Origin of the sequence: Pseudomonas hefeiensis (assembly GCF_030687835.1) — a bacterium.
Lineage (GTDB): Bacteria > Pseudomonadota > Gammaproteobacteria > Pseudomonadales > Pseudomonadaceae > Aquipseudomonas > Aquipseudomonas hefeiensis.
Genome location: NZ_CP117449.1, coordinates 3681185 through 3699014, shown reverse-complemented (window position 1 = coordinate 3699014; position 17830 = coordinate 3681185). Strand labels below are relative to the sequence as shown.

At 59.3% G+C, this 17830-nt stretch carries 22 protein-coding genes; 14 read left to right on the top strand and 8 right to left on the bottom strand.

Going from position 1 to position 17830, the window contains the following annotated elements; translation table 11 throughout:
* Positions 1-7 precede the first annotated feature (7 nt).
* The 8 genes from iolG to PSH57_RS16440 all read left to right on the top strand — a co-directional run bounded on the left by iolG (position 8) and on the right by PSH57_RS16440 (position 8816).
* The gene (gene iolG / locus PSH57_RS16475) at positions 8-1018 is read left to right on the top strand and encodes a bifunctional inositol 2-dehydrogenase/D-chiro-inositol 1-dehydrogenase (RefSeq protein WP_305384197.1); all 1011 of its coding nucleotides are present in this window, start codon (positions 8-10) and stop codon (positions 1016-1018) included.
* A 230-nt stretch (positions 1019-1248) separates the two neighbouring features.
* On the top strand, positions 1249-2301 hold the full coding sequence (locus PSH57_RS16470) for a Gfo/Idh/MocA family protein (protein WP_305384195.1): 1053 nt from the start codon (positions 1249-1251) through the stop codon (positions 2299-2301).
* Positions 2302-2443: 142 nt separating this feature from the next.
* Positions 2444-2596, top strand: coding sequence for a hypothetical protein (locus PSH57_RS16465; RefSeq protein ID WP_305384194.1), 153 nt, complete (start codon positions 2444-2446; stop codon positions 2594-2596).
* Positions 2597-2649: 53 nt separating this feature from the next.
* Positions 2650-3576 carry a sugar ABC transporter substrate-binding protein gene (locus PSH57_RS16460; protein ID WP_305384193.1) on the top strand — a complete coding sequence of 309 codons (927 nt, stop codon included), beginning with the start codon at positions 2650-2652 and terminating at the stop codon, positions 3574-3576.
* 78 nt (positions 3577-3654) lie between these two features.
* Positions 3655-5208 (top strand): sugar ABC transporter ATP-binding protein, encoded by a 1554-nt coding sequence (locus PSH57_RS16455; RefSeq protein WP_305384192.1) that lies wholly within the window; start codon positions 3655-3657, stop codon positions 5206-5208.
* Positions 5209-5277: 69 nt separating this feature from the next.
* A complete protein-coding gene (locus PSH57_RS16450) occupies positions 5278-6300 on the top strand; it encodes an ABC transporter permease (RefSeq protein WP_305384191.1) in 1023 nt (340 codons plus the stop codon).
* 326 nt (positions 6301-6626) lie between these two features.
* Complete coding sequence (locus PSH57_RS16445; protein ID WP_003202859.1) at positions 6627-7031, top strand: TraR/DksA family transcriptional regulator; 405 nt, start codon at positions 6627-6629, stop codon at positions 7029-7031.
* Between the two features lie 162 nt (positions 7032-7193).
* Positions 7194-8816 carry a methyl-accepting chemotaxis protein gene (locus PSH57_RS16440; RefSeq protein ID WP_422766040.1) on the top strand — a complete coding sequence of 541 codons (1623 nt, stop codon included), beginning with the start codon at positions 7194-7196 and terminating at the stop codon, positions 8814-8816.
* Positions 8817-8871: 55 nt separating this feature from the next.
* On the opposite strand, the gene PSH57_RS16435 is transcribed toward PSH57_RS16440, so the two are convergent.
* From PSH57_RS16435 to PSH57_RS16425, 3 genes are all read right to left on the bottom strand, one after another.
* Complete coding sequence (locus tag PSH57_RS16435) at positions 8872-9108, bottom strand: DUF2789 family protein (protein WP_305384189.1); 237 nt, start codon at positions 9106-9108, stop codon at positions 8872-8874.
* An 87-nt stretch (positions 9109-9195) separates the two neighbouring features.
* A complete protein-coding gene (locus PSH57_RS16430) occupies positions 9196-9426 on the bottom strand; it encodes a hypothetical protein (protein ID WP_305384188.1) in 231 nt (76 codons plus the stop codon).
* 133 nt (positions 9427-9559) lie between these two features.
* On the bottom strand, positions 9560-9796 hold the full coding sequence (locus PSH57_RS16425; RefSeq protein ID WP_305384186.1) for a hypothetical protein: 237 nt from the start codon (positions 9794-9796) through the stop codon (positions 9560-9562).
* A gap of 428 nt (positions 9797-10224) precedes the next feature.
* Here PSH57_RS16425 and PSH57_RS16420 point away from each other — a divergent pair, with 428 nt between their 5' ends.
* The 3 genes from PSH57_RS16420 (at position 10225) to PSH57_RS16410 (ending at position 12440) form a co-directional block, all read left to right on the top strand.
* Positions 10225-10674, top strand: coding sequence for a hypothetical protein (locus tag PSH57_RS16420; RefSeq protein ID WP_305390403.1), 450 nt, complete (start codon positions 10225-10227; stop codon positions 10672-10674).
* 191 nt (positions 10675-10865) lie between these two features.
* On the top strand, positions 10866-11876 hold the full coding sequence (locus PSH57_RS16415; RefSeq protein ID WP_305384185.1) for an ABC transporter substrate-binding protein: 1011 nt from the start codon (positions 10866-10868) through the stop codon (positions 11874-11876).
* 126 nt (positions 11877-12002) lie between these two features.
* Positions 12003-12440 (top strand): DUF3995 domain-containing protein, encoded by a 438-nt coding sequence (locus PSH57_RS16410; protein ID WP_305384184.1) that lies wholly within the window; start codon positions 12003-12005, stop codon positions 12438-12440.
* Between the two features lie 23 nt (positions 12441-12463).
* Here the strand turns inward: PSH57_RS16410 and PSH57_RS16405 are convergent, their stop codons facing one another.
* The 4 genes from PSH57_RS16405 to PSH57_RS16390 all read right to left on the bottom strand — a co-directional run bounded on the left by PSH57_RS16405 (position 12464) and on the right by PSH57_RS16390 (position 15611).
* Positions 12464-12784, bottom strand: a complete 321-nt coding sequence (locus tag PSH57_RS16405) for an isochorismate lyase (protein ID WP_305384183.1) — start codon at positions 12782-12784, stop codon at positions 12464-12466.
* A gap of 310 nt (positions 12785-13094) precedes the next feature.
* A complete protein-coding gene (locus PSH57_RS16400) occupies positions 13095-13376 on the bottom strand; it encodes a fructose-bisphosphate aldolase (RefSeq protein ID WP_305384181.1) in 282 nt (93 codons plus the stop codon).
* A 616-nt stretch (positions 13377-13992) separates the two neighbouring features.
* The gene (locus PSH57_RS16395; protein WP_305384180.1) at positions 13993-15132 is read right to left on the bottom strand and encodes an epoxide hydrolase family protein; all 1140 of its coding nucleotides are present in this window, start codon (positions 15130-15132) and stop codon (positions 13993-13995) included.
* Positions 15133-15149: 17 nt separating this feature from the next.
* Positions 15150-15611 (bottom strand): GNAT family N-acetyltransferase, encoded by a 462-nt coding sequence (locus PSH57_RS16390; RefSeq protein ID WP_305384179.1) that lies wholly within the window; start codon positions 15609-15611, stop codon positions 15150-15152.
* A 128-nt stretch (positions 15612-15739) separates the two neighbouring features.
* Between PSH57_RS16390 and PSH57_RS16385 the strand changes: the two genes are divergently transcribed.
* From PSH57_RS16385 to PSH57_RS16375, 3 genes are all read left to right on the top strand, one after another.
* Positions 15740-15910, top strand: a complete 171-nt coding sequence (locus PSH57_RS16385; protein WP_305384178.1) for a hypothetical protein — start codon at positions 15740-15742, stop codon at positions 15908-15910.
* A gap of 107 nt (positions 15911-16017) precedes the next feature.
* Positions 16018-16431 carry a GFA family protein gene (locus tag PSH57_RS16380; RefSeq protein WP_305384177.1) on the top strand — a complete coding sequence of 138 codons (414 nt, stop codon included), beginning with the start codon at positions 16018-16020 and terminating at the stop codon, positions 16429-16431.
* A gap of 29 nt (positions 16432-16460) precedes the next feature.
* The gene (locus tag PSH57_RS16375; RefSeq protein WP_305384176.1) at positions 16461-16892 is read left to right on the top strand and encodes an NUDIX hydrolase; all 432 of its coding nucleotides are present in this window, start codon (positions 16461-16463) and stop codon (positions 16890-16892) included.
* Here the strand turns inward: PSH57_RS16375 and PSH57_RS16370 are convergent.
* Positions 16855-17808, bottom strand: a complete 954-nt coding sequence (locus tag PSH57_RS16370) for a LysR substrate-binding domain-containing protein (protein ID WP_305384175.1) — start codon at positions 17806-17808, stop codon at positions 16855-16857. The genes PSH57_RS16375 and PSH57_RS16370 overlap by 38 nt on opposite strands.
* Between the last annotated feature and the right edge of the window lie 22 nt (positions 17809-17830).

The following is a 17830-nucleotide window of genomic DNA, read 5'->3' as shown; positions in this document are numbered from 1 at the left end:
GTTCTACATGTCTTTGAAGCTGGGCGTTATCGGCACCGGGGCCATCGGCCAGGACCATATCCGTCGTTGCAGTCAGACCTTGCTCAACAGCCAGGTGGTTGCTGTTACCGACATCAACCTCACCCAGGCGGCAAAGGTGGTGGCCGATCTGAAGTTGACCGCCGAGGTGTATCCCGACGGCCATGCCTTGATCAGTGCGCCGGACGTGGAGGCGATCCTGGTCACTTCCTGGGGCCCGAGCCACGAAGAGTTCGTACTGGCGGCGATCACGGCCGGTAAACCGGTGTTCTGTGAAAAGCCCCTGGCGGTCACGGCCGAAGGCTGTCGCAAGATCGTCGAAGCCGAAGTCGCCCATGGCAAGCGGCTGGTTCAGGTCGGTTTCATGCGCCCGTACGATGAAGGTTATCGAGCGCTCAAGGCGGTGATCGACAGCGGCCAGATCGGCGAGCCGCTGATGCTGCACTGCGCTCATCGCAATCCGAGCGTGGGGGAGAATTACAAGACCGACATGGCGATCACCGACACCTTGATCCATGAACTGGATGTGTTGCGCTGGCTGCTGGCCGATGACTACGTTTCGGTGCAGGTGGTGTTCCCGCGCAAGACCAGCAAGGCGCTGGCGCACCTGCGCGATCCGCAGATCGTGCTGCTGGAAACCGCCAGGGGCACGCGCATCGATGTGGAGGTGTTCGTCAACTGCCAGTATGGCTACGACATCCAGTGCGAAGTGGTGGGGGAAACCGGCATCGCCAAACTCCCGGAGCCGTCCCAGGTGCAACTGCGCAGTGGCGCCAAGCTGTCCAACGCCATTCTGATGGACTGGAAGGATCGCTTCATTGCGGCTTACGACGTTGAGTTGCAGGCGTTCATCGACGGCGTGCGCGCCGGGCAAGTGGGTGGACCCTCGGCCTGGGACGGCTTCGCCGCGGCAGTGGCGGCGGATGCCTGCGTCGAAGCGCAGCAGAGCGGGCAGATCGTCAAAGTCGAGCTGCCCGAGCGCCCGCGTTTCTACGGTTAAATGCATTCCCTATGGGAGCGGGCTTGCTCGCGAAGGCGTAGTGTCAGTCGCCATCAATGCTGAATGTACCGCCGCCTTCGCGAGCCAGCCCGCTCCCACAGTCGACCGCGTTTACCCTGAAGATACTCGCTCCCACATGGGATCTGTGGTGAGCAGAGTTCCCGCAGTTACCCGAGAACAAACTGTGGGAGCTGGGCTTGCATTCATTCAGTGATCAACAAGGAGCTTTCATGCGCATCGGACTAGTAGGCTACGGCAAGGGCGGGCGGTTTTTCCATGCGCCGCTGATCAGCAGTCTGCCCGGGGCTACGTTTGTCGGCGTGGTGACGCGGTCCGCTGAGCGGCGCCAGCAACTGGCGAATGAGCACCCGCACGCCCAAGCCTTCGACACCCTCGAACAGTTGGTGGCCGCAGGCGTCGATGCGGTGGTGGTGTCCACGCCGCTGGACGGTCGTCCGGCCGTGGTCATGCAGGCCATTGAACTGGGTGTGGCGGTGGTCAGCGACAAACCTTTCGCCCTTGATGCCGCACAGGCCGAGGCGATGGTGCTGGCCGCCGAGCAGCGCAACGTGCCGCTGACCGTGTATCAGAATCGCCGCTGGGATTCGGACTACCTGACCTTGCGCAAACTGCTGGAGTCCGCTGCGCTGGGGCAAGTCATTCGTTTTGAGTCCAGCGTCGAGCGCTATTCGCCTGCCTCAGTCGGCAAAGGCAGCGGCGGCGGGTTTCTGCGGGACCTGGGTAGCCATCTGGTGGACCAGGCGCTGCAATTGTTCGGGCCGGTGACCAGGGTGTACGCCGAGCTGGATTACCGACAACCCGACCAGACGTTCGACAACGGCTTTTTTATGTGCCTGACCCATGCCAGCGGCGTGCTTTCCCACCTGAGCGGCAGTTGCCTGCAAAACGCACCGCGCCCGCGCTTTCGGGTCAGCGGCACCGAGGGCTGTTACACCGTCGAGGGCCTGGACGGGCAGGAGGCCCAGGCGCTGGCTGGGTTGAGCCCGGCGACCGAGGGTGAGCGCTGGGGGAGCGAAGAGCATCGGCGCTGGGGCTGGTTCGAGCAAGGTAGCGAGCGCGAGCGTGTGGCGTCGGAGCGCGGCTGCTGGATGGCGTTCTACCAGAGCCTGCAAACCGCCTTGCAGAACGCCGGCCCGCTGCCAGTGCAAGCTCGTGATGCACTGGCGACCACGCGCATTCTGGACGCGGCAAGGCAGAGCGCCGAACAGGGTGAAGTGGTGATGTTATCCACGCCTGTCGGCCATGGAATAAAAAACGAATAAAATTCTAAAATGAGTTGATATGGAAAATATTTTCCAATAAAGTCGATTCCAGGTTACCGACAACCCTGTTCGTCTTTTGCCAAGCCCGCCTTGAGCCAATCACGGACAAAACAAAAACAAGAAACACAGCTAGGTACCGTCGATGAAAACCTTCAGCCGCTCTGCGTTTCACCTGCCACGCCTGCTGCGCTTGTGCGCAATCCTTCCCCTGTTCGAATCCCTGTGCATTCAGCGCAACGGCGCCGTGGTGTGTTGCATGCCCGGTGCGCCCATCGTGCGTTTGCCCCGTTCCTGAGATCCATCACGCCTTATCCATAAAACCAACAAAAAAGTGGAGAAAGACCGTTCATGAAGACCAAGACCCGTATCGCCTCGCTGGCCCTGTCGTTGATGCTCACCAGCGGCGCCGCCCTGGCGGACCTGAAGATCGGCGTCAGCATGTCCCAGTTCGATGACACCTGGCTGACGTACCTGCGTGAGTCGATGGACAGCAAAGCCAAGTCCCTGCCGGACGACGTCACCTTGCAGTTCGAAGACGCACGCAGTGATGTGGTCAAGCAACTGAGTCAGGTGGAAAACTTTATCAGCCAGAAGGTCGACGCAATCATCGTCAACCCGGTGGACACTGCCGCCACCCAGCGCATAACCCAGGCCGCCGTCGCCGCCGGTATCCCGTTGGTGTACGTCAATCGTCGTCCCGACGACCTGAAGCTGCCCGCTGGCGTGGTGACCGTGGCGTCCGACGATCTGGAAGCCGGCCGGATGCAGATGCAATACCTGGCCGACAAGATGGGTGGCAAGGGCAACATCGTGATTCTGCTGGGTGACCTGGCGAACAACTCCACCACCAACCGCACCAAGGGCGTCAAGGAAGTGCTGGCCAAGTACCCGGGCATCAAGATCGAGCAAGAGCAGACCGGTATCTGGTCGCGGGATAAAGGCATGACACTGGTGAACGACTGGCTGACTCAGGGTCGTGAGTTCAATGCCGTGGTCTCCAACAACGACGAAATGGCCATCGGCGCGGCCATGGCACTCAAGGGTGCCGGCAAGGAGAAAGGCAGCGTACTGATCGCCGGGGTCGATGGCACGCCGGACGGCCTGAACGCCGTGAAGAAAGGCGAGATGGCGGTCTCGGTGTTCCAGGACGCCAAGGGCCAGGCCGACGGCTCCATCGATACGGCGGTGAAAATGGTCAAGAAGCAGCCCGTCGAGCAGGCCGTGTGGGTGCCGTATCGCCTGATCACCCCGGAGAACGTCGACCAGTTCAAGTGACGTTCAACCCATCGCCGCCCACCACCACAATAAGCAGGCAAGGTCGCACCGTCGACCTTGCCAAGGGAGTACCTGACCATGTTCGCTTCAGCGACTGCTTCGAGCGCCCCGGCGGCTACTGTCCGACCGGACGTAACACCTGAAGAACCGTACCTGCTGGAAGTCGCCAATGTCAGCAAGGGGTTTCCCGGCGTGGTGGCCCTGTCGGATGTGCAATTGCGGGTGCGCCCCGGCTCGGTGCTGGCCTTGATGGGCGAGAACGGTGCGGGCAAATCCACCCTGATGAAAATTGTGGCCGGTATCTACCAACCGGACGCCGGTGAATTGCGCCTGCGGGGCAAGCCGGTGAAGTTCGACACACCTTTGGCAGCCTTGCAGGCTGGCATCGCGATGATCCACCAGGAACTGAACCTGATGCCCCATATGAGCATCGCCGAAAATATCTGGATCGGCCGCGAGCAGCTCAACGGCCTGCATATGGTTGATCACGGGGAAATGCACCGTTGCACCGCCAAGTTGCTGGAGCGCCTGCGCATCAACCTTGATCCCGAGGAGCAGGTGGGCAATCTGAGCATTGCCGAACGGCAGATGGTCGAGATCGCCAAGGCGGTGTCCTACGACTCTGACATTCTGATCATGGACGAGCCGACCTCAGCCATCACCGAGACGGAGGTCGCCCATCTGTTCTCGATCATCGCCGACCTCAAGTCTCAGGGTAAGGGCATCATCTACATCACCCACAAAATGAACGAGGTGTTCGCCATCGCCGATGAAGTGGCGGTGTTTCGCGACGGCGCCTACATCGGCCTGCAACGGGCCGACAGTATGGACGGCGACAGCCTGATCTCGATGATGGTCGGGCGTGAATTGAGCCAGTTGTTCCCGGTGCGGGAACAGCCCATCGGCGATTTGTTGCTGTCGGTGCGTGACCTGAGCCTGGATGGCGTGTTCAAGGGTGTGTCCTTCGACCTGCATGCTGGTGAAATCCTTGGCATCGCCGGACTCATGGGCTCGGGTCGGACCAACGTCGCCGAGGCGATTTTCGGGGTCACCCCGAGCACCAGCGGCGAAATCTTCCTGGACGGCCAACCGGTGCGCATCAGCGACCCGCACATGGCTATCGAAAAGGGCTTTGCGCTGTTGACCGAAGATCGCAAGCTCAGCGGCCTGTTCCCGTGTCTGTCGGTGCTGGAAAACATGGAAATGGCCGTATTGCCTCATTACGTCGGCAACGGCTTCATCCAGCAGAAAGCCCTGCGCGCATTGTGCGAAGACATGTGCAAGAAACTGAGGGTCAAGACCCCGTCTCTGGAACAGTGCATCGACACCTTGTCCGGCGGCAACCAACAGAAAGCCCTGCTGGCCCGCTGGCTGATGACCAACCCGCGCATCCTGATCCTCGACGAGCCGACTCGCGGCATCGACGTTGGCGCCAAGGCCGAGATCTACCGGCTCATTTCCTACCTCGCCAGTGAAGGCATGGCGGTGATCATGATTTCTTCGGAACTGCCGGAAGTACTGGGCATGAGCGACCGCGTGATGGTGATGCATGAAGGTGACCTGACGGGCACGCTGGACCGTAGCGAGGCGACCCAGGAACGGGTCATGCAACTGGCTTCGGGGTTGCTCTAGCGGTTAAACGAATCGACGCCGGCAGCGATCCCTGCGCCGCCGGTAAGCAATAAAAAAAGGTGAGTGGTTATGAACGCGATACTGGAAAACAAACCCGCGGCCGCACCGGCCCGGACACGTCGGCGGCTACCGACGGAACTGAGTATCTTCCTGGTGCTGATTGGCATCGGCCTGGTGTTCGAAGTGTTCGGCTGGATCGTGCGCGACCAGAGTTTCCTGATGAACTCCCAGCGCCTGGTGCTGATGATCCTGCAAGTGTCGATCATCGGTCTGCTGGCCATCGGGGTGACCCAGGTGATCATCACCACCGGTATCGACCTGTCGTCCGGTTCGGTGCTGGCGTTGTCAGCCATGATCGCCGCCAGCCTGGCCCAGACGTCGGACTTCACCCGGGCGGTGTTCCCCTCCCTGACGGACTTGCCGGTGTGGATACCGGTGGTGGCGGGGCTGGGTGTTGGGCTGTTGGCCGGAGCGATCAATGGCAGCATCATCGCCATCACGGGCATCCCACCCTTTATTGCCACCCTCGGCATGATGGTCTCGGCCCGCGGTCTGGCGCGTTACTACACCGAAGGCCAGCCGGTGAGCATGTTGTCCGATTCCTATACGGCCATCGGTCATGGTGCCATGCCGGTGATCATCTTCCTGGTGGTGGCGGTGATTTTCCATATCGCCCTGCGCTACACCAAGTACGGCAAATACACCTACGCCATCGGCGGCAACATGCAGGCGGCGCGCACCTCGGGCATCAACGTCAAGCGCCACTTGGTGATCGTCTACAGCATCGCCGGCTTGCTGGCGGGGCTGGCCGGGGTGGTGGCTTCGGCACGGGCCGCCACCGGGCAGGCCGGCATGGGCATGTCCTATGAGCTGGACGCGATTGCCGCAGCGGTGATCGGCGGCACCAGTCTGGCCGGAGGGGTGGGGCGCATCACCGGGACGGTGATCGGCGCGCTGATCCTCGGGGTCATGGCCAGTGGGTTCACCTTCGTCGGGGTCGATGCCTATATCCAGGACATCATCAAGGGGCTGATCATTGTGGTGGCGGTGGTCATCGACCAGTACCGCAACAAGCGTAAACTCAAACGCTGAACGGTCTTACGCTGCGACAAAGCGCCACGCCTGACCCGCGTGGCGTTGCCATTTGTCTTCTTGATACAGCTATTGAATCGAATTTCTTGTTATAAACGCACTCCGATGACTGCCGAAAGCTTGTCAGAGAACATTTAGAAGGGTTGTCGGACATTTTCCCTATGTTTTCAGTTGCTGACGCTTCGACTCGGCCTTAGACTGCCGCCCCTCGTAAATTGAGTGCCGGGTGGCGCTTGGAATAGACGGCGCCTTCCCGATGAGCGTGGCAGCGCGCTGCGGGACGCTTCATAATTCGTCTTAATGCACGTTTTTTTATAGAGAAATCAATGACAAAGGAAAAGTTGCTGGCCATGCCGGCGGATGACTACATGAATGCCGAGCAGCTGGCTTTCTTCACCAAGCTGTTGCAGAACATGAAAGTGGAAACCCACGAGCGCATCGAACAGAACCGAATCGCCATTGAGAGCCTGGATACCCCGGCTGACCCGGCGGACGCTGCTTCCGTAGAAGAAGAGCGGACCTGGCTGGTCAACGCCATCGATCGCGACCAGCGCATGCTGCCTCAGCTGGAGCAGGCCCTGGACCGTATCAACGACGACAGCTTCGGCTGGTGTGATGACAGCGGCGAGCCAATCGGCCTCAAGCGCTTGCTGATCAGCCCGACCACCAAGTACTGCATCGAAGCTCAGGAACGTCACGAGCAGATCGACAAGCATCAGCGTCAGGCCTGATTCGCGTTTCAGAAAAGATCGCAGCTTTCATCCGGAAGCTGCGATTTTTTGCTTTCGTCTGCGCCTGTTCGTCTACTTCCGTTGACCCCCCGCAAGAACACGACTAATGGACCATGGATAATGGCTCCGTAGTGGCGTTTAATGCAGGTATAACAACGAGAAATGTGGGTGATCAACATGGCGACAGACGGTTCCGTGGCGAATGCGGTACAGGCACAGGTGCCTGTGGCCAACAGCATGGCGCGCTGGTTGACGCCGACTTTGCAGAGCCTGGCGCTGACATTGCTGCTGTGCGGCATGACGCTGGGCGGCTGGTCGTTGTATCTGGGCCTGCCCCTGGCGATGCTCATCGTCTGGCTGCCGCGCCTACGCTCGCGCCTGGCTGCCGCGCCTGAGCCGGTAGCCGCGGACACTTTGGCCGAGCTGACCCGCGACCTGTCTTACACCACCAGCCATAACGCGTTGTCAGCGGCCGGCGTCGCCTATTCGGTCAAGCAACTGGCTGGCAAGGTCCAGTCGCAGCTCGACGCGGCGGCGCAAATCGTCGGCAATGCCGAATCGATGATTGCCACCGAACAGGCCACCTCGCAACTCAGCCAGCAGGCCCTGAGTGCCGCCAGTGAGGCCCATCGCAGCAGCGTTGCCGGGCGCAGCGAACTGGTGGAGTCCATCAGCCGGATGCACCAGCTCAGCCAGCGTGCAAACGACAGTCGCGAGTTGATCGAGGCGCTGAGCGTACGCAGCGATGAGATCCAGCGGGTAAGCCTGGTGATTCAGTCGATCGCCAGCCAGACCAACTTATTGGCGCTGAACGCGGCCATCGAAGCTGCGCGGGCCGGTGAACATGGTCGTGGTTTCGCGGTGGTGGCTGATGAGGTCCGTGGGCTGGCCGGGCGTACGGCCGCGGCAACCGGCGAGGTTGGCGTAATGGTTGCGGACATCCAGCAGCGCACCGCCCAGGTGGTGGAGCAGATCCGGCAACTGGCCAGTGACCTGGACAGTGGCGTGCAGCAGGTCGAACACACCGGTCAGCACCTGGAAAACATTGCCCGGCTGGCGGCCGGCGTCGAAACCCAGGTCAGCGCCATCGCCCAAGGCACCGACACCAACCGCGAACAACTCGACAGCCTGTTTCATGCCATCGAACAGATGCGCAGCGACCTGTCCATCAGCGATCAGCAGACCCAGCGCCTGGCCCAGGCGGCGGTGCAAATGGAAGGCCAGGCCGAAACCATCAGCGAGCGCCTGGCCGAGGTTGGCCTGGACGACTATCACCAACGGGTCTACGACCTGGCGCGCGAAGGGGCGAGTCAGATCGCCGCACGATTCGAGGCGGACATTGACCAGGGCCGTGTCAGCCTGGAGGATCTGTTCGACCGCAGCTACCAGCCGATTCCCAATACCCAGCCCGCCAAGTTCCAGACCCGTTTCGACCGCTATACCGATCAGGTCCTGCCGGCCCTCCAGGAACCGTTGCTCGCCCGGCACGAGGGCCTGGTTTTCGCGATTGCCTGTACCCAGGAAGGTTATGTACCGACCCACAACAACGTCTTCAGCCAACCCTTGACCGGCGATCCGCAAGTGGACACGGTGAACAATCGCACTAAACGCAAATTCTCCGACCGCACCGGGATCCGTTGCGGCAGCCACCAGCAGCCCGTGCTGTTGCAGACCTACACTCGAGATACGGGTGAGCTGATGCATGACCTTTCAGTGCCGATCATGCTCAAGGGGCGTCATTGGGGTGGCTTGCGGCTGGGTTATAAGCCAGAGAAGCCGCGCTAGGCCTCATGCAGTTCTCTGGCCCGCACTTGAACAAATGGTGGCGAGGTTTGATCGGTTATTTACCGTCGTGCAAACGGACATTCAACTGATCTACCAGCACCGCCTCTTCGCCGTCGGCGAGCAGCCATTCGCGAAGTAGATCTTTCTGTTGCTCCGACCAGAAGTCGGCCTCCACCAGTTTGATCTCCGGGTCCAGCGGATGTGCCATGATGAAGTCATCGATGGCTTCGCCATCCGAAGGCAGGCCTAGTTGATCGAACAGGGTTCTGAGTTCGTGCGAAGGCTGTTCCATGGGGTTCTCCTTTGGGCGGGCGCCGTCATGGCGCCTCGGTTGCTTCCCTTTATCTGAGGCAAACGCCCGTCAGGAGTTCGATCGGGTTCAGGCTTTCAACGCGCCTTCATCCACGGCGAGTTTCAGGGCTATTGCCGCTGCCCGCGCGGCTTCGGCGGCGATCTCGGGGGTTTTGAACCAGCGATCCTTTTCCACCTGATGATAACTGGTGGTGGTCAAGGGGGGCTTGGCGCGCATCACGATGACGGCCTGGAATTCGCCTTCGACCTCTCTGGCCTCGCCCCGGATGAAAAATTCGCCAATATCAAATTCCGTCACGTCGCGCCTTTCCTTCACAAGTCATAGTATGGGTGCGCGATCCGTCAATGGGGGACGGGCTTCGCGGGGCGGGCAGTATGGCAGCAGTTGCCCGTCGCGGCTGAGTTAAGTGATGGGCGTGGCGTATATCAGGTCAAGCGCTTCGTTCCAGACGCCTGGCCAGGTAGCAAGCCTCGTTATGATCGGTGCGGAAACCTCGTACACGGCCAGTCGATGTTTCTTCAATATGGAAAAAGCACTTGCCGGCCAGAACCACCCGATAACGCGGTTGAAACAAAGAAACAGGCAGGTAATGGACCTCGGCAAACGCGTCAGGCTTGTTAGCGATGCAAGGGGTGAGGGGTTGGGTCAGTGTGGTGAAAGTGCCCATGTGAATTCCTTTTCTATGGTTTACCGACGAATTGCCGAGTGTTTTGAGTAGTCTCCACGCCTGCGGCTGCTCTAGAATCGGCAGCACTGTGTGGATGGCTGTGCCTATCTAAAGCAATTTTTTTTGGCCTCGATGTCAGAAAAATGCTTTTCTAAGTGAGAAATTTCCCTAAAGTTAGTAGTCCCACCTTTTCCGATGCTCAGAGTGGCGTTTTCCTTCAGCCTCTGACGACCCCGCGGGAAAGACGGCGAGAGTGGCAATCCTTTAGTCTTCTCTCGCCCCGGGGCAGGGCACGCCGTTCACTTCGAATTTTCAGTTTCAGGTCCACTGCGACACACAGTCGGCACGGGTTCTCGTGGTCCGTCCTTTTCAGAGGGCGGGCCGTTTACAAAGATGGGGATGTTTCCTTGGCAGTAAGTAATCTCGACATGCATGCGTTATTCGTACTTGGTGACCTGCGGGCAAAACTGGTCAAGCAATTCCAGTCGCGCTTCGTCTACATCACCGAGCAAACCGCCGAAGGTATCTATGTTGCCGAAATCGACACTGAGTCGGCCCTGGTGGTCGATGACAAGCCCAGGCTTGAACTCAAAGTCGGTGATCATTTTCGTGCAGCGGTATTGCCGAGCCGTGAAGGTGGCAAGTTTGAAATCAGGTTTCGCGAAATCAAACTGACGGTCTATGGCCTCGGGGATTACGCGTTCGTAACCACCCCCGGTGGCCACGCGATCCTGTTCAAGGAAGGGCACAGCGTGGTGACCGTATTCGCTGCCAATGAGCAGTTACATGAGGGCCTGACCAAGACGTTGAAGGCGGTGACCGCCAAAGCCGCCAAGTGGCGCAAGGGCGAACTGGTCACCTTCAAAGCCAGCGAGTAATGCCTGCAGTGACGGTGCAGGGACGGTGAGAGCCGGGTTGGCACAATGCCTGGGATCCGCATTTCGGTAACAGTTTTCACAGGATCGGGTTGGAACCTCGGCTACAGTCAGTTGACTGAACTGTTCAGAGGCTTGCGTCTGGTTACGCAGGACCTTTCAGCTATCGCTGTGTCTGTTACGAGGTGCAACGCATGAAACGAGTTCGACAGTGGTTGGCTGCCTGGGCCACCTGTGCGGTGATGGTTTCGCCACTCCCGGTATCGGCCGCGCAGGCGCCGATCCATTTTGCCGACCTGAATTGGGAAAGCGGCAGCCTGATCACCGATATCCTGCGGGTCATCGTCGAAAAGGGCTATGGGCTGCCGACCGACACATTGCCGGGCACTACCATTACCCTGGAAACGGCGCTGGCCAATAACGACATCCAGGTGATCGGGGAAGAGTGGGCGGGGCGCAGCCCGGTGTGGGTCAAGGCCGAGGCTGAAGGCAAGGTGATCGCCTTGGGCGATACGGTCAAGGGCGCGACCGAAGGCTGGTGGGTCCCGGAGTATGTGATCAAGGGCGATCCGGCCAGGGGCATCAAACCCATGGCGCCGGATCTGCGCAGCGTCGAAGACCTGGCGCGCTACAAGCATGTCTTCAAAGACCCGGAAAGCCCCAGCAAGGGCCGCTTCCTCAACAGTCCCATCGGCTGGACCTCCGAAGTCGTCAACAAGCAGAAGCTCAAGGCTTATGGGCTGTCCGACAGCTATGTGAATTTCCGCAGTGGTTCGGGGGCGGCGCTGGATGCGGAAATCAGCTCGTCGATCCGCCGAGGCAAGCCGATTCTGTTTTATTACTGGTCGCCTACGCCGCTGCTGGGACGTTTCAAGTTGGTGCAGTTGCAAGAGCCTGCGTTCGATGCCGAGGCCTGGAAAACCCTGACCGATGCCGACAACCCCAACCCCAAGCCAACCCGCTCCCTGGCCTCGAAGCTGTCGATTGGCGTATCCGCGCCGTTCCAGAAGCAGCACCCGGACATTGCCGAGTTTTTCAGTAAGGTTGACCTGCCGATCGAGCCGTTGAACAAGGCCCTGGCCGACATGAGCGAAAAGCACACACCGCCGCGTGAAGCCGCGGTAGCGTTCCTCAAGGCCCATCCACAGGTCTGGCAGGCCTGGTTGCCCAAGGAGGTTGCCGACAAAGTCGCCGCCGGTCTGTAGCGCGTCAGGTTGAACTCTTGATCTTGAGCAATGCGTCATTCGCCGCAAACCGGCAATCTGCGCCCGTGCGGCGAAATGCCGAATTCGAGCTAGGATGATTGTTCAACCTTTCAAGGAGGCTGGCGAATGACGCTTTTAGTGGCTCGGTCGCTGGTCGCAATATTTGCGACCATCAGCTTGATTCATTTGTATTGGGCCCTGGGCGGCCGATGGGCGGCCCTGGCGGTCGTGCCTCAGGTTCCGGTGACACAAGGACAGACGCTTCGCCCGGCATTCAACCCATCGGGCTGGTTGACACTGCTGGTGGCGCTTGCGCTGCTGCTGATCGCAGTTCTGGTGTGCCTGCGAGTCGGCTTGCTGGCACCGCCCGTCACCCATCGGGCCTTGCAATGGCTGATCAGCGCGATCGCCTTGCTGATGTTCGCCCGTGCCATTGGCGAATCGAACCTGGTGGGTTTCTTCAAGGAGGTCAAGGGCTCGACGTTCGCCAAGCTCGACACCTGGGTCTATTCACCGTTATGTGTCGTGCTTGGCGCCGGCCTGCTGACGGTTGCCTGGGCCTGAACGCAGGGCGCTTGTGGTGTCGATCAGGTCGCGGATTGAAGAGCCGTCCAGTGTTCCATCTCTTGGGCGATGAAGTGGTTCACCAGGTCGCTGTACATTTTCTCGATCGCATCCGGGCTAAGGCCCTCCGCCTCGGCCCACTGGCGCCGGGTCGCCAGCATGGCCTGGAAGCGTTCCGGAGCACGCACCGCCGTGGCTGAGGTCTTGAACTTCGACGCTGCCAGTACGTACTGAAAGCGCTTGCCCAGCAGTTTGATAACGGCTTGGTCAAGGGCATCGATCTCGCGCCGGATGTCTTCCATATTCGCGCAATCGCAGGGTTGTAGCTGATTGTGCACTTCCATGCAGTCACTCCTTGTTGAAGTAGGAACGGCCCAATCCGAGCCGATCTTCGATAGGACAGGAAACTCCCTGTGCAAGCAAGCTCCCGTCGCCACAGAGGTAAATTCCTACGAGATTTTCGGATCACCTCTTGCCGCACCGCTGTGAGTGCACGGTTTTCTGTGGGAGCAAAGCTTGCTCGCGATGCAGGCACTTCGGCCCCCCGGAAGACCGCGTCATCTTCATCGCGGGCAAGCCTTGCTCCCACAGAAGGCTTGCGCTGAGATTTTTCGGAGTTTTTCTAGCGACAGCTGCGAAAACACAACTGTTTGTTTAGCTTTCGAGCCCGCGCTGTTCGATCACGCCAAACACATCCGCCACGTCCTGTACCAGAATCCGGGCGACGTTGGTGAGGGTGTTGATGTCGCTCGTCGCTGAATCGCGCAGGCTGGAGCAGGCCACCAGTGTCAGGTAATCGAGCGTGGCGTGCAGGCGTTCGCTGGCGCAGGCATGGAGTTCGGGCAGTGGAGCGTGGGTGTCGATCAGCAGGACGGGGTGGGTGGTGGCGGTTTGGGTGAGTGGGGTGAAGCGGCTGGATGGTTGATTCGTTGTCATAAGGTTGCACTCATTTGATAGAAAGAATCGCCACCTTTTTGCTGCGAATCAAATGGGTGGCAGTTGCGCGAGGGTTCGCAGACCGAGGAACCAATCCAAAACTCGGCAGACCCGAAAGTCTCCCGCGCGCAACCGCCATAAAATGAAAGCGGGCAAGTTTGCCTGAATTCAATTTGACGGTATCTAGATTTGTTCACTCGGGCTGCGAAACCCCATCACCGGCCAAAGCCAGCGACGAACCCAACTATAGAAGTCGATCCCGGCACCCACAACCTACCTGTAGGACGCCCCCCGTCCCCTGTGGCGAGGGGATTTATCCCCGCTGGGCTGCGCAGCAGTCGCAAACCCGGTGTCTGCGGTGTACCTGGCGAAACGAGGTGCCCAGTTTGGGGCTGCTTCGCAGCCCAGCGGGGATAAATCCCCTCGCCACAGAGGTAAATTCCTACGAGGTTTTCAGACCGGCTCTGGCCGTCACTGCTTGGAGTGCGCAGGTTCCAGTGGGAGCAAAGCTTGCTCGCGATGCAGGCACCTCGGTCCCCCGGAAGACCGCGTCATCTTCATCGCGGGCAAGCCTTGCTCCCACAGAAGGCTTGCGCTGAGCTTTTTCGGAGTTTTTCTAGCGACAGCTGCGAAAAAACGCCCTGATATCCTCCGCCAACAACTCCGGCTGCTCCAGCGCGGCAAAGTGACCACCGCGAGGCATGAGGGTCCATCGCTCCACGTTATAGCAGCGCTCCACCCAGCTCCTCGGCGGCATGGGCAGTTCCTTGGGAAACAGCGCAACCCCAACCGGTGGTTTCACCCGTTCTCCGTGGTTGAATAGCAACGGCCGCTTGCTACCTGCCACATACTGGCGAAACGACGAGCCGATGCAATTCGTCAGCCAGTACAGGGTGACATTGCTCAGCAGCCAGTCATGATCAATGGCGGGGCGGGTATCGCACCAGGACAGGATCTTTTCCCCCATCCATGCCAGCAGTCCCGCCGGTGAGTCATTCAGGCCCACGGCCAGGCTTTGCGGTTTGGTTCGCTGAATGTGCCCATAGGCACCCTCGGCATCGGCAAATGCCGCGGCGCGTTGCAAGAAGACCGTTTCGGCCTCCGTTAGCGGTGGTTCGGTTTCGCCAAGGGGAGGGCGATAGGACCCCGGGATGTAATTGAGGTGTATGCCTGGCACCCGCTCGGGAAACCGTACGCCGAGCCAGCTCGACACGCCCGCGCCAATGTCCCCGCCCTGGGCGCCAAACCGGTCATAGCCCAGCCCCGTCATCAACTCACTCCACAAACCGGCTACTTCATAAGGCCCCATGTCGGATTGCTTGAACGGCGCGGAAAAGGTGTAGCCGGGTAGCGACGGCACCACCACATCAAAGGCATCTGTCGGATCGCCGCCATGGCTGGCGGGGTCGGTCAGTAACGGGATTATTCGTTGCATCTCGATGAATGAACCCGGCCAGCCATGGGTGAGAATCAGCGGCATCGGATTCGGCCCGACGCCCCGCTGATGAATGAAATGAACCCTTTGTTCGCCGATGTCGGCGACAAATTGCGGCAGACGATTAAGTGCTGCCTCCTGAGCGCGCCAATCGAATGGGCTCGACCAATAGGCGAGAAGCTCTCGTAGCACATCCATGTCCATGCCTTCGCTCCAGCCTTGGCCGGCCAGGGGCTCTGGCAACCTTGCGTTCAACAGGCGGTGCCGAAGGTCTTCAAGGGCGCTTTCGGGGATGTCGATGGAGAAAGGTTCGATGAGCATGCGTGTTTTCGTCCTGATTACGTAGCATCTGAAAATGACATGACATGGGTCGCAAAATCATCTTCTACCGGCCGAAATCCGCAGTGAAGGTAAAAGGCTGCGCCCTCCGGTGTGTCTGTAGACAGGCGCACCGCTTGGAACCGTGATGCTGCATGCTCCAAGAGATGCTCCACCAAAAAACTGCCCGCCTTCAGGCCCCTTGAGGTTCGCGTGACATATACCCTTCGTAACCTACCGACACTCGGGGCGGCATGGGGATCATATGAAAGTCCGCCAACGGCAATCAGTTGCCCGTTGCAGAAGACTCCTAGAAAGCACTCCCCAGGTTGATCGAATCGATTGGACCCGTTTCTCCAATCGGTGATCAAGCGAGTAAGAAACCTGAAACCCTCTGTGACAGATTCTGCCTCTAGTTGCAGAATCGCCGAAGGAAGTTCTAGCAGTTGCCGTACCGTCAGTTCTCGTGCTGATTCAATCACTGGACATTCCTGTGTTGCTTAAGATGCCGGCATGACCTGGGCGCAGCTAGTGTAGCCACGATGGCCGTGCTTGATGCTGGACGAGTACCGCAGATTAAAGATGGAAATGCCTAACGAAGGAGTGGTACATGGCACGCTATTTCAAGAATCCGGACAGTGATCAAGTGGATGAAGTGGATGCGTTCCAAGTGTTGGCGATTCTGTTTTTGGGCGTGATCTATCTGTTTTTCGCAGAGCTCTGGCGACACTTGCTGATCTGGCCTGGCATCGTGGCTATCGGTCTTGTGGCTGGACCGTGATGGATGGCAGGGGCTCGACCTAGGCTCTCGGGCTTTTAGCCCAATGTGTTGGCCCTCAGCGATCATTGCGCTAGAGTCCCAGCCCAAGTTTAAACAGAGCGCCAAGGATGAATGAAAATCACCACGGAAGTTGCCTATGCGGCGAGATCCGTTACGAAATTTCGGCAAAGCTCAAGGCGTTGACTCATTGCCATTGCAGGCGCTGCCAGAAAGCTCATGGTGCTGCGTTCGCAACCTATGCCAGCGTTCCGGCTGTTTCACTGCGAATCTCAGCAAATGGAAACGTGCTCAGGTTGTATGAATCCGAAACTGGCGTCAAACGGCAGTTCTGCGGGGCCTGCGGTTCAAGCTTGTTCTGGTCTGACCCTCACGGTGCGTTTCCAGACTGGATATCGGTTGCCGTAGCCACTCTTGATACTGATTTCACACCTCACAAACAACAGCACAGCTATCGCGAAACCAGCTTTGAATGGCTAGTCTTGTCGGATTGCGTTGAGTCGACATTGCTTGAGAAACCTTAAGCAATCCGGCCCTCTCTCTGGAAAACATGATGCTTCCAAACAAAGCTTGTCCTATCATTCTTTCCCATTCTCACCTGCCGCGAATCTTGTTGTTCCGTCATCCGTTGGCAGGTGTGCAAATTGTGAAGGGCACGATTGAGACCGGTGAGTCTGCCTGGCAGGCCGCCCTGCGAGAGCTGAATGAGGAGGCTGGCATCGACTGCGCGACAGTGTCGGCCGATCTCGGATGTTGGGACGCTGATCATCTTGCCCAAGTATGGTCGTTTCATCTATGTGACCCAAGGATCGCACTCCCCGAGCAATGGACATACAACACGTGTGACGGCGGCGGTCTTGCTTTTGAGTTCTTCTGGGCACCTTTTGACGATTTACCTTATGACCAATGTCATCCCGTCTTTTGCCGAGCGCTACGTTTTTTGACCGTCACCCTGGATGCGGCTGGTTATTTGCAGCGTTGCTAACTGGATCTGAATGACTGAAACCCCGCCCATCCCAACCCTGATGAATATGGGTCAACAACCAATCAACAAAAACCTGCGTCTCAGCCACCGCATCCCCGGACACCCCGTAGTAATAGCGGGCTAACGGCAGGCGCAACGACGGCAGTGGACAGGTCAGGCGCCCGTTGGACAAATCCCTGCCCAGCAGCGAAGCCGGACACAACGCCACGCCCAGCCCATCGACGGCGGCCTGCAGCACGAGGTGCATGTGATCGAATTGCAGGGTTGGCAGGTTGTTCAATGGATTGATCTTCGCGTGCTCCGACCAATCTTGCCAATCGCTGCTGCGCGTCCTGCCCGACAACAAGGTGTGCCGGGCCAGGTCGTGGACGTTTTCCAATGGCACGCTTTGCAACAATGACGGTGCGGCGACCAGCAGCAAGTCATCTTCCAGCAATACCGTGGGCTGCAGATTGGCCGACCAGCCGGCGTGCCCGCGACGGATGACTACGTCGAATGTTTCCCGTGATGGATCGGGAGGCCGGGTGCTGGTGACGACGTCGGGCTTGATGTCCGGATGGAGCGCCATGAACTCAGGCAACCGCGGAATCAGCCAGCGCACCGCAAAGGATGGACGCACGTTAATGGTGACCTTGCGCAGGGCAGCATTGCGGGTCAGGGTTGTGGCGGCGTTGGCAATCTGCGTCAGTGCCACGTTGACCTGTTCGTAAAAGCTCTGGCCCGCCGGCGTGAGCACAGACTGCCGGGTTCGACGCTCGAACAGCAGCACGCCCAGGCGTTCTTCAAGCAGCTTGATGTGCCGGCTGACGGCACTGTGACTGACGTGCAGTTCTTCGGCTGCGCGACTGAAACTCTGGTGGCGAGCGGCAGCGGCGAAGGCGCGGACGGCGTTCAACGGGGGGAGGTCGGCAATCATGTGTCTAATTTAGTCACATATG

Excerpts from the sequence above, each read along its gene's own strand:
- iolG (WP_305384197.1), top strand. The coding sequence starts at position 8 with ATGTCTTTGAAGCTGGGCGTTATCGGCACCGGGGCCATCGGCCAGGAC.
- PSH57_RS16470 (WP_305384195.1), top strand. The coding sequence starts at position 1,249 with ATGCGCATCGGACTAGTAGGCTACGGCAAGGGCGGGCGGTTTTTCCAT.
- PSH57_RS16465 (WP_305384194.1), top strand. The coding sequence starts at position 2,444 with ATGAAAACCTTCAGCCGCTCTGCGTTTCACCTGCCACGCCTGCTGCGC.
- PSH57_RS16460 (WP_305384193.1), top strand. The coding sequence starts at position 2,650 with ATGAAGACCAAGACCCGTATCGCCTCGCTGGCCCTGTCGTTGATGCTC.
- PSH57_RS16455 (WP_305384192.1), top strand. The coding sequence starts at position 3,655 with ATGTTCGCTTCAGCGACTGCTTCGAGCGCCCCGGCGGCTACTGTCCGA.
- PSH57_RS16450 (WP_305384191.1), top strand. The coding sequence starts at position 5,278 with ATGAACGCGATACTGGAAAACAAACCCGCGGCCGCACCGGCCCGGACA.
- PSH57_RS16445 (WP_003202859.1), top strand. The coding sequence starts at position 6,627 with ATGACAAAGGAAAAGTTGCTGGCCATGCCGGCGGATGACTACATGAAT.
- PSH57_RS16440 (WP_422766040.1), top strand. The coding sequence starts at position 7,194 with ATGTGGGTGATCAACATGGCGACAGACGGTTCCGTGGCGAATGCGGTA.
- PSH57_RS16435 (WP_305384189.1), bottom strand. The coding sequence starts at position 9,108 with ATGGAACAGCCTTCGCACGAACTCAGAACCCTGTTCGATCAACTAGGC.
- PSH57_RS16425 (WP_305384186.1), bottom strand. The coding sequence starts at position 9,796 with ATGGGCACTTTCACCACACTGACCCAACCCCTCACCCCTTGCATCGCT.
- PSH57_RS16420 (WP_305390403.1), top strand. The coding sequence starts at position 10,225 with ATGCATGCGTTATTCGTACTTGGTGACCTGCGGGCAAAACTGGTCAAG.
- PSH57_RS16415 (WP_305384185.1), top strand. The coding sequence starts at position 10,866 with ATGAAACGAGTTCGACAGTGGTTGGCTGCCTGGGCCACCTGTGCGGTG.
- PSH57_RS16410 (WP_305384184.1), top strand. The coding sequence starts at position 12,003 with ATGACGCTTTTAGTGGCTCGGTCGCTGGTCGCAATATTTGCGACCATC.
- PSH57_RS16405 (WP_305384183.1), bottom strand. The coding sequence starts at position 12,784 with ATGGAAGTGCACAATCAGCTACAACCCTGCGATTGCGCGAATATGGAA.
- PSH57_RS16400 (WP_305384181.1), bottom strand. The coding sequence starts at position 13,376 with ATGACAACGAATCAACCATCCAGCCGCTTCACCCCACTCACCCAAACC.
- PSH57_RS16395 (WP_305384180.1), bottom strand. The coding sequence starts at position 15,132 with ATGCTCATCGAACCTTTCTCCATCGACATCCCCGAAAGCGCCCTTGAA.
- PSH57_RS16385 (WP_305384178.1), top strand. The coding sequence starts at position 15,740 with ATGGCACGCTATTTCAAGAATCCGGACAGTGATCAAGTGGATGAAGTG.
- PSH57_RS16380 (WP_305384177.1), top strand. The coding sequence starts at position 16,018 with ATGAATGAAAATCACCACGGAAGTTGCCTATGCGGCGAGATCCGTTAC.
- PSH57_RS16375 (WP_305384176.1), top strand. The coding sequence starts at position 16,461 with ATGCTTCCAAACAAAGCTTGTCCTATCATTCTTTCCCATTCTCACCTG.
- PSH57_RS16370 (WP_305384175.1), bottom strand. The coding sequence starts at position 17,808 with ATGATTGCCGACCTCCCCCCGTTGAACGCCGTCCGCGCCTTCGCCGCT.